The organism is Allomuricauda ruestringensis DSM 13258 (assembly GCF_000224085.1).
Classification (GTDB): domain Bacteria; phylum Bacteroidota; class Bacteroidia; order Flavobacteriales; family Flavobacteriaceae; genus Flagellimonas; species Flagellimonas ruestringensis.
Map to the genome: position 1 here is coordinate 2,126,963 of NC_015945.1, position 12,965 is coordinate 2,139,927.

Here is a 12,965-nt window from a genome sequence, read left to right on the forward strand (position 1 = left end):
ATAAAAGCGGTTTTTTTATGCGATAATAATTTTAGGGACTATTTTTAGGTATGGCAAAACCAATAGGAATATTTGACTCAGGAGTAGGGGGTACATCCATTTGGAAAGAAGTAGCAAAGATACTTCCCAGCGAAAAAACCATTTACTTGGCCGATAGCGCCAATGCTCCTTATGGTGAAAAGTCAAAAGAAGAGATTCTAAGGCTCAGCATCAAGAATACGGAATATTTACTGGGTCAAGGCTGTAAAATTGTTCTGGTGGCCTGCAATACTGCCACAACAAACGCCATAGATTACCTCCGTTCTCATTATGCTGTGCCGTTTATTGGAATTGAGCCAGCCATAAAACCTGCGGCACTACATACCAAAACCAAAAAAGTGGGGGTTTTGGCCACCAAAGGAACGCTCTCCAGCAGTTTGTTTCACAATACTTCCAAACTCTTCGCCGAAGGAATTACCGTGCTGGAACAAGAGGGCAAAGGGTTGGTGGAATTCATTGAAGCAGGTAAAATTCAATCCAAAGAGATGAAAACGCTTTTGCAAGGCTTTTTACAGCCGATGTTAGATCAAAATATAGATTGTTTGGTGCTTGGTTGTACCCATTACCCGTACTTAATGCCAGTGCTTAAGGATATATTGCCAGAACACATCAACATTATAGATTCGGGCGAAGCCGTGGCTCGCCAAACCAAAGCTGTTCTGGAGCAACATAAATTACTTTCGGATTTTGATGGTGACCCAGTGCATGTCTTTTACACCAATGCAGAGGTCAAAGTATTGAAAGAATTGATAGACAGTCCGACCGCCCAAGTGTCCTATCTGGATTTTTAAACCCTATTTTCTGGTATACGAAAGGTAAGTAAAATCGTACTTGTGCCTATCATCCTTTGGATGATGTTCTTCATTCACCAACTCCCATTGGTCCTTATCAATTTCAGGAAAAAAAGCATCGGCCTCAAAAGTGCCATGTACCCGTGTGAGCTCTATGTCCGTGGCAATGGCCATGGATTGTTTGTAAATTTTGCCGCCACCAATAATAAAAGCAGTTTCATTGTCTTTCACCAAACCAATGGCCTCACTAATGGAGTGCACAATGGTGCAAGGGAACTTTGGCGTGTAATCTTCATCTCTTGTAATGGCGATGTGCGTTCGGTTGGGCAATGGTTTCGGGAAGCTTTCCAAGGTCTTCCGGCCCATGATTATTTTGTGCCCGGAGGTCAAACTTTTAAAACGCTTAAAATCATCCGGTAAGTGCCACACAAGGTCGTTGTCCTTGCCCAAGGCATTGTTTTCACCTGCGGCTGCAATAATGATCAATCGCTTCACTGATCTTTTTTTTTATTGATTTTGGAAAGCGGAAAGTCCGTCTCAATTTCTTTTTGGATTTCGCCGATACGTTTCTTTTGAAGATCTACCAATCGTTCACGTTGTTGACGCTCCCAATTCTGGCCCATAAACTTGTAGGTTACAAAAACATTGAAGGTGTGCAGGGTGAGTAAAAAAGACCAAGCGCAAACAATCCAGATAGACCAATCGTAAGGCTCGCCGTATTTGAGGACCTTGTTGGCGAGAATCAAAAAAATACTTCCGATCAAAAAAATCACACAGTGGATGAACAACCTTTTCTTTTGTTTGATGCGTTTATGGGCATATTCCAAAAGTTCGTGTTGCTCCAAATCAATTTCAGGCTTCTTCTTTTTACCAAATGACAACATGGAATGGCTATCTTTATCAACAAAGATAACTGAATTGTATCCAAAAATCCCGACATGCAAAACTTAAGAAAAAAATTCCCTGTTCTTAACCAATGTGTTTATGCCAATACCGCCTCCGCAGGTCTGTTGAGCGAAGATTTGATGGAATGGCGTCAAGGGCACGACCTCGATTACCTTATTGGCGGTAGCGAAATGAAAATGAAGGGCTTTGCCCACATGCCCGAAATCAAGAAAACCGTCGGAAAATTTTTCAATTGTAAGCCCGAAAATGTGGCTTTGGTCCCCAATTTTAGTTTGGGGTTCAATTTGTTGTTGGAAGGTTTGCCCAATGACAAAAAAGTGTTGCTCGTCAATAAAGATTACCCGAGTGTAAACTGGCCCTTCGAGACCCGAAATTTTAAGCGGGATTATGTGGATGCCGATGAGCACATGGAGGAAAACATATACGCTAAAGTCAAAAAGGGCGATGTGGATATTCTTGCACTCAGTTTGGTGCAATGGGTAGATGGCGTTCGTATTGATTTTGATTTTCTGAAAGATTTAAAAAAAGAGTTTCCCAACCTGATAATTCTGGCAGATGGCACCCAATATTGTGGTACAGAACCTTTTGATTTTAAAAATTCGGGGATTGATATTTTGGGGACGAGTGCCTATAAATGGATGTTGGCCGGTTATGGCAATGGCTTTTTCTTGGTGAAAGACGAAGTGATGGATCAGTTTGAGCTTCGTGGAATTGGAAACGGTTCTGTGGATAACGATGCATCCAAACGTAACAGCATAACCTTTTGTAAATTTTTGGAGCCAGGCCATTTGGATTCCCTCAATTTTGGAAGTTTGGAATTCGCCGTTAAATTTTTGGACGAAATTGGTCAGGAAGATGTGCAAGTACAATTGCAAAAACTGTCCAAAAAGGCCATGTCCGTCTTTTCTGATCTTCATCTTTTGGAACCAGCCATCATCAAAAGAAAGCAGCATAGTACTATTTTCAACATTAAGGGAGATGAAAAACTTTTCAATAAATTAACGGAAGAAAATATAGTGGCATCCGCGAGGGGAGGAGGCATCCGGTTGAGTTTTCATTTTTACAATACTGAAGATGAAATCGAAGCCATTGCAAGAATATTGAAGCCCTGAATGATCTGAATCATTTTTCAGGAAATATTAGTGCTTATTTTTGTAAAAGTAACCCTATTGTTAGGGGCATTTTATCAATTTGATAAATCGAACGTAACTCATTGTAAATAAGAGGTTTTATCTGTTGCTTTGCCCTTAAATTTAAATTATTGGTACCATGGCGATCAAAAAACAATACCTAAAGAGCAAGCCTGTTTGCAAAGTAACTTTTACTGTTGCTGCAGAAGAGGCAAAATCAGTTGCTGTAGTTGGGGATTTCAATAAATGGAACCCCAAGAAGAGTAGCTTGAAGAAATTAAAGAACGGAACCTTTAAGGGTACGTTTGACCTGCCTGTGGAGAACAGCTACGAATTTAGATACTTGATCGACGGTAATTACACCAACGATTCCGAGGCCGATCGTTTCCAGTGGAACGACTACGCGGGCACCGAAAACGCCGTTTTGGAAGTATAAAAACATTTGGATTCACCATCAGTTGACCCCAAAACCGGTGGTGATTTTTCCCGAACTTAGCCGTTTTTGGAATTCGATTTTACTCCGTAATCAATCCTCTACCAGAGAAATACTGAGTCGGTCATATTGTTCCGTAGTATCATTGGCATCTATTTGATAGGTATAATAACCGCTACTTAAGGTTGATTCCCCAACATAGTCTATGGGTTGAATCGTATACGTTTCTCCATCTATTTCAAGTTCAACAAAGGCATAACTATATGCTTTTGCAACCAGTTGGTATGCTGAAAGCTCACCGGAACCTAAGTTTTCATAGTCCAAACGCCCGGTCGAAGTGTTCGCGGTTATATTTTGATAATCGTAGGCGCTAACATTGGATAATCGAATGTATACTTCGGCATCACTATCGTCTTAAGAACATCCGACAACCAACAAGAGCAATAAGGAAAATAGTTTTTTCATAGCATAACAGTTTTTATAAGACGGTCATGTGGTATATGGGTTGCATATACGGTAAAGACATGTATTGGACTTCTCTTATTGCTCAACTGTTTTGTTTAGATATTTTAACCCTTCGTAAATTGCTGGAAGTGGAACAGAACGATGGTCCTCTTTTTCAAAATAGTCCTGCTTTATCGTTAGTTTTTCACCCCAACGCTCTTGCAAAAATGCTATGAAGCTATCGTGTCGCTTTTTGTTTCGTTCATAATTGGCTTTTCCTTGGTTAGCGGTCGCTACATACAATTTTTTGCCGATAGAGGTCTGTGTTGTACTCTTTACTTTTTCAAGCATAACAGTTTCGTCCCACCAAATGCTGGGGTCTATGGCTAAATAGGCGTCAAACAGCTTAGCTTCGCCCAAATAGGCGTTAATGGTCAACAAACCTCCAAGGGAATGGCCGATTAAGGTTCGATGTGAGGTTGTTCGGTATTTGTCATCCAAGAATGGAATCAATTCTTTTTCAATAAAATTCAGGAAATTTTTGCCCCCACCCATTGTGTTTGGCCGTTTGGTCTTTAGTTTGGTAACCGTAAAATCCCGTTCACGATCTACATTTTCTATGGCAACCACAATAGTTTCTGGCATCAAATAGTTTCGATTGGTGCGTGAACCCATAAAACCTACAATGCCAGAAGTGACTTTAAAGTGAACAAATCCATCCAATAAAATAATTATCGGATACGTTGAATTGGCTTTGTATGGGTCTTGGTAAGAATCAGGTAAGCTTACTAAGAGATTGCGATTCTCATTGAGGATCTGTGAGTGTATCGATAAAGTGTTGCCAAGTTCAATAGTGTTTCCGTCTTGACCAAATAAGAGTTGGGTTGGACCGAGAAGAACACAAAAAAGGTAGGCGAAGAAATATTTCATTGTTGCTATATCAATTAAAGAACGAAATATTATCGTAATCGTGATGCTGACTCAAATTCAGTATCTTTTAAATTACTCCGTCCAATAATCCACCACCAGCACATCCGCAATGTGTGGGCCGGCAATATCGCCAAACGCTACATGGTCGGGGTGGGTAAGATAAGTGTCTCGGTCTTCTTCGCTGGCAAAGGTCAGGAAATAGCAATGCGTAAGTCCTTTGTTTAAATTCTCCGGGCTGTTGTTCGTGCCCCATTCGTAGCCCTTTATTTCGGAAATTTTGGAGGGCAAGGCGTTAAAGGCCTCTTCTACCTGTTGTATATCGGCTTCGGAAGAGGTTTCCTTAAATTTGAACAATACTACGTGGCGCAATTTTGGTACTGCTGTTGCCTCCGTTTCTTTCACAGTTTTTTCTTCTTCTTTTTCGGTGGTTTCTTTTTTAGGTTGTTCGCCACAACTGGCAAATAATAGTGCGGCAAAAAGGGTGATTGCGGTGGTTTTCATGGGAATTATTTGTTTATACTGATTTGAATCAAATGTACAATTTTACAGATTAGTACTGTTTCTGCTTGTACATCAACTATTTTACCGTCACCCTGAACTTGATTCAGGGTCTCACAAGCTTGTTTGCCTATTTTGATGGGATGCTGAAACGAGTTCAGCATGACGCCGTTGTTGGCGCGAGCGTTACGCTCGTTCCACCCACTTAACATTCTGTACTTGACACGAGCCAAGAGGCTCGCGCTAGCAGGGGGGTTTTAATTAAATAACACATTATTTAATTTTTTTAAAAAGGTTAATTTCTTGTCCTGTTTTTTCTCGCCATAACATTTTAGTGTTTTCAATATATCCTACTTTGCTTCCTATCTTAAAAATTGGTCCATCCGAATTATGTCCCATTACCTTCAATTTGATTAATTTATCAAATTTCAAATTTTGATTAACGGAGTTTGGATGGAAAGCCATATTGCAAAATCTTTCATTTGATAAATAACTAGGGTATACAATAAAATCTCTCCACATTTGACCGTATAAATATTCCCAACTAATTATTGAAGTGAGATAATAGGGCTTTTGTTCGCTCCGAAATTTTTCTGCAAAGAATCTGTAAAGAGTTAAGATATGATTAGATCTATCTCCAACTTTACTAGGTAATGAATTAATGGTTTGTTCAAATACCTCTTTAGCCATATGACTCCAAATGTTTTGTCTGTTTAAATTGGGAGGCAGAAGATTTCCTATTTTTATACTATTTTTCGCAATTCCTTTCCAAACACTTAAATATATTTCATCATCTTTTTCTGGTTTGGTTTCTCTAATGGCAGCATCCGCTTCATTGGAACAGTAGAATACACTTTTACCCTTTAAATTAGCTCTGCCATTCTCAAAACAAGCCTTAGGAGGAGGGTATGAATATGTTTGTACTAATGTTATATCTTCCACAGATTTATCAATGTTTTTACGTACCCTATAAAAGCTATGATAATTAAATTGTTCAGGTTTCATCCATCCAATGCTGCCAGGGATGGTTCTAGCCAAATCATAGATTTTATCTAGTCTTTGCTCAACATTAAGCTGGCTTAAATCTAGTTTACCAAGTTTTGATAAATCTGACTTATATTGACTTAAACTGGGAAATGATTCCAATTCTTTTGATGTAATCTGTTCTAGCTCATCCATATTATATTCATAATTTGTGGAAATCTGCCTTTCGGTACAAACTAAGGCTTAAACCGCCACAACCCCTTTAATATGCGGGTGCGGGTCGTAGTTCTGCAGTTCAAAATCGTCAAAGGTAAAAGAGAAAATGTCCTTTACTTCGGGGTTCAGTTGCATAGTGGGCAAGGGGCGTGGGTTACGGCTCAATTGCAGTTCCACCTGTTCCATGTGGTTGTTGTAAATATGCGCATCACCAAAGGTGTGGATAAACTCTCCAGGTTGGTAACCGCATACTTGGGCCATCATTAAGGTGAACAGGGCATAGGACGCAATATTGAACGGTACCCCTAAAAAAATGTCCGCACTGCGCTGGTACAATTGGCAAGATAGTTTGCCATCGGCCACATAAAACTGGAAAAAAGCATGGCAGGGTGGAAGCGCTGCCTTTCCGTTGGCCACATTTTCCGAGAAAGAAACCGAAGTATCGGGCATTACGCTGGGATTCCATGCAGAAACTAACATTCTACGGCTATTGGGGTTGTTCTTCAAGGTTTCCACCACATCCTTGATCTGGTCAATTTCCTCGCTGTTCCAATTGCGCCATTGGTGTCCGTACACGGGGCCCAAATCACCGTTTTCATCGGCCCATTCGTTCCAAATACGCACGCCGTTTTCTTGGAGGTAGGCCACATTGGTGTCGCCTTTTAAAAACCACAAAAGTTCGTGAACAATGGATTTCAGGTGCAATTTTTTGGTGGTCACCATGGGAAAGCCCTCGGAGAGGTCAAATCGCATTTGATAGCCAAAAACGCTCAAGGTTCCTGTTCCTGTACGGTCGCCTTTTTGGTTCCCGTGCTCCAATACGTGTTTAAGAAGGTCGTGGTATTGTTTCATGCTGTCTGTTCCGTTAACAATGTCATTTCGAGTGGTTTTCCGCTAGCGGAAAATTGTATCGAGAAATCTTATCAGATTAAACCTAGGTCATCCCCGCTGCGCTCGATGTGACAAAAAATAAATCCATCTAAATTACTTCAATAATCAAGTTTTTGAAACAGAAATCGGAAAGACTTATGAAAAGTTTATTAACTGTGATGGGGTAAAGGGTAAGGGTTTTTGGTTGAAGTGTTATTGGTGTATTAAAGATGTAAGCAAAGTATTTTGATTAAAATTTGTCAACTCGAGTGGTTTTTAGCGTGAAAACGATAAAAATTGTATCGAGAGTCAGAATTTCAATAAAGTAACGCTTGTTCTCGATACGATTTTCTTTGGTTTCGACTTTAGTTTATCCTGAGCATAGTCGAAGGGCTCAACCACCAAAAATTACTCGAACTGACGCTCTCTCCATTCTTTTATCCCTATCTACCCCAAAATCATCCCCGCAATGGTAGCGGACAACAAGGAAGCTAACGATCCGCCCAAAACCGCCTTCATTCCAAAAGAAGAAAGTACCTTACGCTGACCGGGAGCTAAAGAACCGATACCACCAATTTGAATGCCGATGGATGCGAAGTTGGCAAACCCACAGAGCATATACGTGGCCATGATTACGGATTTGTTATAAGTGAAGTGTACACCGCTCGTCACATTTTTAAGGTCGGCCAATTGAATGTATCCGACAAATTCGCTTGCGGCCAATTTTATTCCAAGCAACTGACCCATGAGCATAATATCTTCGTTGGCGACACCAATGAGCCACATGAGTGGGGCAAACACGGTTCCTAGAATGGATTCCAAAGAAAAACTTTCATAAGGGGAATTGGCGGCAATCCAATTATTAAAGGTGGTTACATCACCGACCCAACCCAAGATGCCGTTGATCATAGCAATAAAAGCTACAAAAACCAGGAGCATGGCCCCAACATTCAAGGCGAGTTTTAAGCCTTCGGTAGTTCCGTTGGCAATGGCATCCAAGATGTTTGCACCAATTTTTTCGGAGGAAACCTCAACATCGGTATTTACTTTTTCCGTTTGGGGATATAATATTTTTGAAATGACAATGGCGCCAGGTGCAGCCATTACCGATGCGGCCAAAAGGTGCTTGGCAAATACCAAGCGTAGTTCGGGGTCGTCGCCCCCTAAAAATCCAATATAGGCGGCTAAAACGGCTCCCGCCACGGTAGCCATGCCGCCGATCATCACCAAAAGGATTTCGGACTTGTTCATTTTTTCCAGATAGGCCTTGATCAGTAAAGGGGCCTCGGTCTGACCCAAAAAAATGTTACCTGCCACGGAAAGACTTTCAGCCCCGGATATTCCCAAAGTTTTGGAAAGTAACCACGCCATCCATTTAACCACCACCTGAATAACCCCCAAGTAATAAAGTACCGAGGTCAAAGCGGAGAAAAATATAATGGTCGGCAATACCTGAAAGGCAAAAATATAGCCGAAGGTGTCCATATCCACCACAAGCCCTTCAAACAGGAATTGGCTTCCTGCCCGGGTAAAGTCCAAAATATTTACAAAAATGTTTCCTACCTGATCAAATAGGTATTGAATAAAACGAACCTTTAATACTCCAATGGCTATCAATATTTGAAGGGATAGGCCTATGCCCACCGTTTTCCAATTAATGGCTTTTCGGTTGGAACTGAACAAAAATGAAATAAGGATGAGCGCCGCCATACCCAAAGCACCACGTAACAAAGTGGTAATGGTAAACCCTTGGTTGGGGATGATTTCTGTTGCTCCCTGTTGTGGGATATTCTCCGTAATGGTGGAGCCAATGGCAATGTTAAGTGAATCTGCGGGCAATGAATCTTGGCCGAAAGTGACCGAACAAATGAATAAAAGTATCAGTAAACTTTGGGTCTTTTTCGCCATGTACGTTGGTTGGTTATTTGCGCTTGGAAATTTCGTCCCTCAATTTGGCAGCCTTTTCATAGTCTTCGTTGGCTACTGCCTTATCCAGTTCTTTATGGAGTTCTTGTAAGGACATTTCTCGGTACCCATGTGTATCAGAACCGGATTCTATTTCTACAGCCTCTCCTTCTTGAAGGATTTCATCGACCATGATGCTGTCATCTTCACCCTCTTCTTTTTCTTTGGAAGAGAATTTTAGGAAGATTCCAGCTTTGTCCAAAATGGTTTTGTAAGTAAAAATAGGAGCGTTGAACCTGAGTGCAAGCGCAATGGCATCACTGGTTCGAGCATCAATAATTTCCTCATTGTTATCGCGCTCACAAATAATGCTGGAATAAAATACGCCATCCACTAATTTGTGGATAATCACCTGCTTGACCACAATCTGAAACCTGTCCGCAAAGTTCTTGAACAAATCGTGGGTCAAGGGTCTGGGCGGTTTTATCTCTTTTTCCAATGCAATGGCAATGGACTGTGCCTCAAATGCGCCTATAACAATGGGAAGTTTTCTATCTCCCTCCTCTTCATTTAAAATAAGGGCATACGCGCCATTTTGTGTTTGGCTGTATGAAATCCCCTTTATTTTTAACCTTACTAAACTCATATATCTCCTCCTAAAGCAAAAGGGCCGTTCAAATAAGTGGCTTTACCAGTTATCTGAACAGCCCCTTGCAATGGGCAAATTAACAAAATTTAAGCGTTTTGTGCTTTAAATTCCTTTAATTTTTCGATGAGTTCGGGTACTACTTCGAAAGCATCCCCAACAATTCCATAATCTGCGGCCTTAAAGAACGGTGCTTCTGGGTCGTTGTTGATGACTACTTTTACTTTGGAAGCATTTATGCCTGCCAAATGTTGTATGGCCCCAGAGATACCGATGGCAATATAAAGATTGCTCGCAACCGGTTTTCCGGTTTGTCCTACGTGTTCGCTGTGCGGACGCCATCCCATATCGGACACTGGTTTGGAACAAGCCGTTGCGGCTCCAAGTACATCGGCCAATTCTTCAACCATGCCCCAATTTTCAGGTCCTTTGAGTCCACGACCCCCAGAAACCACAATATCGGCATCGGCAATGGTCGCTTTTCCGACTATTCTGTCCACTTCTACGGATTTAACTGTAAAGGCATCATCATCTAAAGATGGGCTAAAATCTTCCACAGAAGCGGAAACGTTATTTTCCACTACTCCAAAAGCGTTGCTGGAAACTCCGATTACCTTGATATCGGAAGAAATCTCCGTCATGGCAAATCCTTTGTTACTGAAAGCGGTTCGCTTCACCACAAATGGGGAAGTGCTTTCCGGTGCAGCCACTACATTGGGTACGTAGCCCGCAATTAATTTTGCCGCAAGGATGGGTGCCAAAAATTTGCTGTCCGCGCTGGAACTCAATATAATTACTTTGGCATCTTCTGCTTTAGCAGCTTGGGCCAATGCATCAGCGTAGGCTTTGGCATTGAAAGTTGCCAATGAGTCATCAGTGACTTTTAAAACCTTGGAAATTCCGTAGACTCCCAATGAGGCATCATCCTCAGCATTAAAAGAGACCGCGGTAACGCTTGTGCCTAAGTCCTGTGCCACTTTATGTGCATAAGAAGCTACTTCGAAGGCGTTTTTTTTGAATTTCCCCTTTAGGGATTCTGTATATACTAATACTGACATAATTTTTTGAAATTTCAATATTCAAACCCCAAATTCCAAGATATTTTTGGAACTTGCCCGCCTGCGGCAGGCAGGGATTTTTAGATTTTAATCCCTCATTGAGGGTTTTATTCCCCGACGTTCTACGTCGAAATGAATTAATTTTCTTTGTTTGAATACCTCGTGGGTTTGCCCAAAGGTAGTTGATTTTAAATCACTTTTGCTTCGTTGTGCAGCAGTTCGACCAATTCTCCCACATTACCGGCATCGACCAATTTAACGGGTCCTTTGGCAGCAGGTTTTTCAAATTTTTGGTCTTGTGTAGGTTGTGTGGCATCAATTGGTTCAACCACGTTCAATGCTTTTTTACGTGCCATCATAATGCCTCTCATATTAGGAATACGAAGGTCACTTTCCTCAACCAGTCCTTTTTGTCCACCGATAACCAATGGGAGCGAAGTACTTATTTTTTCCTTACCTCCATCAATTTCGCGAATTGCGGTTGCATTGGTTCCATCTATTTCCAAACCTATACAGGTATTCACAAAGTTTATATCCAACAAAGTGGCTAGTATTCCAGGTACCATACCACCGTTATAGTCGATGGATTCACGTCCGGCAATTATAAGGTCGTAATCCCCATTTTTGACCACTTCGGCCAACTGTTGGGCCACAAAAAAACCGTCCGTTGGTTCGGCATTTACCCGAATGGCTTCGTCGGCACCAATGGCCAGGGCTTTTCTAATGGTAGGCTCGGTTTGGGCCCCGCCAACATTGGCCACATGGACCGTTGCACCTTGCTTTTCCTTGAACCACATGGCTCGGGTAAGCCCAAATTCATCGTTTGGATTAATAACAAATTGAACCCCGTTTGTGTCAAACTTGGTATCGCCTTCCGTAAAATTGATTTTGGAAGTAGTATCCGGTACGTTGCTTATGCAAACTAAAATCTTCATATATACTTAAAGGTTTATCTGCTCAAATATAGGTATAAAATCTGAAATTTATTATGCATGCATAATAAATTTTGTGCTTTTTTTGGTTTTTGTCCAAGCACATTTCGGGTAGTTTTTGCTATTTTTGCTTGCGTTTTTAAGCAGACTATAAATATTTAGTACGATTTAATGAAAACATTACAGTTTAGAGAGGCAATAGCCGAGGCTATGTCCGAAGAAATGCGAAGGGATGATACCATTTATTTGATGGGCGAGGAAGTAGCCGAGTACAACGGTGCTTACAAAGCTTCCAAAGGCATGTTGGATGAATTCGGACCAGAACGGGTAATCGATACCCCGATTTCAGAACTTGGTTTTGCCGGAATCGGCGTGGGTTCTGCTATGAACGGCAACAGACCGATTATAGAATTTATGACATTCAATTTCTCCTTGGTGGGAATAGACCAAATAATAAACAACGCCGCCAAAATTCGTCAGATGTCGGGAGGTCAGTTCAATTGCCCGATCGTATTTAGGGGGCCAACGGCTTCTGCAGGGCAATTGGGTGCAACGCACTCACAAGCTTTTGAAAGCTGGTATGCCAACACTCCAGGGCTTAAGGTTGTGGTTCCTTCGAACCCTGCCGATGCTAAGGGACTGTTGAAGACGGCCATCCGTGATGATGACCCCGTGATTTTCATGGAATCAGAACAGATGTATGGCGACAAGGGTGAAGTTCCTGAAGGGGAATATACCATTCCACTTGGGGTTGCCGATATTAAAAGGGAGGGTTCCGATGTGACGATTGTTTCCTTTGGAAAAATCATCAAAGAAGCTTACAAAGCTGCTGATGAATTGGAGAAAGAAGGTATCAGTTGTGAAATCATAGATTTAAGAACAGTGCGTCCCATGGACCACGATGCTATCCTTAACTCGGTAAAGAAAACCAATAGATTGGTTATTTTGGAAGAAGCATGGCCTTTTGGGAATGTGGCTACCGAAATTATTTATCATGTTCAGGACAAAGCATTCGATTATTTGGATGCACCTATCGTAAAATTGAACACCGCGGATACGCCAGCACCTTATTCGCCAGTTCTTTTGGCCGAGTGGTTGCCAAACCACGAAGATGTTGTAAAGGCTGTTAAGAAAGTGTTATATAAGCTTTAGAATCATATTTGTACGGTATATTAGCCCTGTC

15 protein-coding genes are annotated in these 12,965 nt (G+C 41.5%); 4 read left to right on the forward strand and 11 right to left on the reverse strand.

Annotated features, from left to right (window positions below; all coding sequences use genetic code 11):
- The first annotated feature begins 50 nt into the window (after positions 1-50).
- The gene (murI, locus tag MURRU_RS09510; protein ID WP_014033249.1) at positions 51-830 is read left to right on the forward strand and encodes a glutamate racemase; all 780 of its coding nucleotides are present in this window, start codon (positions 51-53) and stop codon (positions 828-830) included.
- Between the two features lie 3 nt (positions 831-833).
- On the opposite strand, the gene MURRU_RS09515 is transcribed toward murI, so the two are convergent.
- Together MURRU_RS09515 and MURRU_RS09520 are read right to left on the reverse strand one after the other, a co-directional pair.
- Complete coding sequence (locus MURRU_RS09515; RefSeq protein ID WP_014033250.1) at positions 834-1,325, reverse strand: dihydrofolate reductase; 492 nt, start codon at positions 1,323-1,325, stop codon at positions 834-836.
- Positions 1,322-1,714: a 2TM domain-containing protein gene (locus MURRU_RS09520; protein WP_014033251.1), complete on the reverse strand. Its 393-nt coding sequence runs from the start codon at positions 1,712-1,714 to the stop codon at positions 1,322-1,324. Before MURRU_RS09520 ends, MURRU_RS09515 begins: the two co-directional genes overlap by 4 nt.
- A 54-nt stretch (positions 1,715-1,768) precedes the next feature.
- Between MURRU_RS09520 and MURRU_RS09525 the strand changes: the two genes are divergently transcribed.
- Both MURRU_RS09525 and MURRU_RS09530 read left to right on the forward strand, forming a co-directional pair.
- Positions 1,769-2,848 (forward strand): aminotransferase class V-fold PLP-dependent enzyme, encoded by a 1,080-nt coding sequence (locus tag MURRU_RS09525; RefSeq protein WP_014033252.1) that lies wholly within the window; start codon positions 1,769-1,771, stop codon positions 2,846-2,848.
- Positions 2,849-3,005: 157 nt separating this feature from the next.
- Positions 3,006-3,302 (forward strand): isoamylase early set domain-containing protein, encoded by a 297-nt coding sequence (locus MURRU_RS09530; protein ID WP_014033253.1) that lies wholly within the window; start codon positions 3,006-3,008, stop codon positions 3,300-3,302.
- 90 nt (positions 3,303-3,392) lie between these two features.
- Here MURRU_RS09530 and MURRU_RS09535 read toward each other — a convergent pair whose 3' ends face one another.
- The 9 genes from MURRU_RS09535 to MURRU_RS09580 form a co-directional block, all read right to left on the reverse strand.
- Entirely contained in the window at positions 3,393-3,623 is a 231-nt protein-coding gene (locus tag MURRU_RS09535; RefSeq protein ID WP_014033254.1) for a hypothetical protein, read from the reverse strand.
- 216 nt (positions 3,624-3,839) lie between these two features.
- Entirely contained in the window at positions 3,840-4,673 is an 834-nt protein-coding gene (locus tag MURRU_RS09540) for an alpha/beta hydrolase (RefSeq protein WP_014033255.1), read from the reverse strand.
- A gap of 72 nt (positions 4,674-4,745) precedes the next feature.
- Complete coding sequence (locus MURRU_RS09545) at positions 4,746-5,174, reverse strand: Dabb family protein (protein ID WP_014033256.1); 429 nt, start codon at positions 5,172-5,174, stop codon at positions 4,746-4,748.
- A gap of 270 nt (positions 5,175-5,444) precedes the next feature.
- Positions 5,445-6,350 carry an RES domain-containing protein gene (locus MURRU_RS09555; RefSeq protein ID WP_014033257.1) on the reverse strand — a complete coding sequence of 302 codons (906 nt, stop codon included), beginning with the start codon at positions 6,348-6,350 and terminating at the stop codon, positions 5,445-5,447.
- Between the two features lie 48 nt (positions 6,351-6,398).
- Entirely contained in the window at positions 6,399-7,223 is an 825-nt protein-coding gene (locus tag MURRU_RS09560; RefSeq protein WP_014033258.1) for a thymidylate synthase, read from the reverse strand.
- Between the two features lie 465 nt (positions 7,224-7,688).
- A complete protein-coding gene (locus MURRU_RS09565) occupies positions 7,689-9,149 on the reverse strand; it encodes a NupC/NupG family nucleoside CNT transporter (RefSeq protein ID WP_014033259.1) in 1,461 nt (486 codons plus the stop codon).
- A 13-nt stretch (positions 9,150-9,162) separates the two neighbouring features.
- On the reverse strand, positions 9,163-9,792 hold the full coding sequence (locus MURRU_RS09570) for a bifunctional nuclease family protein (RefSeq protein WP_014033260.1): 630 nt from the start codon (positions 9,790-9,792) through the stop codon (positions 9,163-9,165).
- 89 nt (positions 9,793-9,881) lie between these two features.
- Positions 9,882-10,850, reverse strand: coding sequence for an electron transfer flavoprotein subunit alpha/FixB family protein (locus MURRU_RS09575; protein ID WP_014033261.1), 969 nt, complete (start codon positions 10,848-10,850; stop codon positions 9,882-9,884).
- Positions 10,851-11,038: 188 nt separating this feature from the next.
- Complete coding sequence (locus tag MURRU_RS09580; RefSeq protein ID WP_014033262.1) at positions 11,039-11,785, reverse strand: electron transfer flavoprotein subunit beta/FixA family protein; 747 nt, start codon at positions 11,783-11,785, stop codon at positions 11,039-11,041.
- Between the two features lie 168 nt (positions 11,786-11,953).
- Between MURRU_RS09580 and MURRU_RS09585 the strand changes: the two genes are divergently transcribed.
- Positions 11,954-12,934, forward strand: a complete 981-nt coding sequence (locus MURRU_RS09585; protein ID WP_014033263.1) for a pyruvate dehydrogenase complex E1 component subunit beta — start codon at positions 11,954-11,956, stop codon at positions 12,932-12,934.
- Positions 12,935-12,965: the final 31 nt, after the last annotated feature.

Coding starts and splice junctions, on each gene's coding strand:
- MURRU_RS09570 (WP_014033260.1), bottom strand. CDS start 9,792: ATGAGTTTAGTAAGGTTAAAAATAAAGGGGATTTCATACAGCCAAACA.
- MURRU_RS09575 (WP_014033261.1), bottom strand. CDS start 10,850: ATGTCAGTATTAGTATATACAGAATCCCTAAAGGGGAAATTCAAAAAA.
- MURRU_RS09540 (WP_014033255.1), bottom strand. CDS start 4,673: ATGAAATATTTCTTCGCCTACCTTTTTTGTGTTCTTCTCGGTCCAACC.
- MURRU_RS09525 (WP_014033252.1), top strand. CDS start 1,769: ATGCAAAACTTAAGAAAAAAATTCCCTGTTCTTAACCAATGTGTTTAT.
- MURRU_RS09585 (WP_014033263.1), top strand. CDS start 11,954: ATGAAAACATTACAGTTTAGAGAGGCAATAGCCGAGGCTATGTCCGAA.
- murI (WP_014033249.1), top strand. CDS start 51: ATGGCAAAACCAATAGGAATATTTGACTCAGGAGTAGGGGGTACATCC.
- MURRU_RS09555 (WP_014033257.1), bottom strand. CDS start 6,350: ATGGATGAGCTAGAACAGATTACATCAAAAGAATTGGAATCATTTCCC.
- MURRU_RS09560 (WP_014033258.1), bottom strand. CDS start 7,223: ATGAAACAATACCACGACCTTCTTAAACACGTATTGGAGCACGGGAAC.
- MURRU_RS09580 (WP_014033262.1), bottom strand. CDS start 11,785: ATGAAGATTTTAGTTTGCATAAGCAACGTACCGGATACTACTTCCAAA.
- MURRU_RS09530 (WP_014033253.1), top strand. CDS start 3,006: ATGGCGATCAAAAAACAATACCTAAAGAGCAAGCCTGTTTGCAAAGTA.
- MURRU_RS09565 (WP_014033259.1), bottom strand. CDS start 9,149: ATGGCGAAAAAGACCCAAAGTTTACTGATACTTTTATTCATTTGTTCG.
- MURRU_RS09520 (WP_014033251.1), bottom strand. CDS start 1,714: ATGTTGTCATTTGGTAAAAAGAAGAAGCCTGAAATTGATTTGGAGCAA.
- MURRU_RS09545 (WP_014033256.1), bottom strand. CDS start 5,174: ATGAAAACCACCGCAATCACCCTTTTTGCCGCACTATTATTTGCCAGT.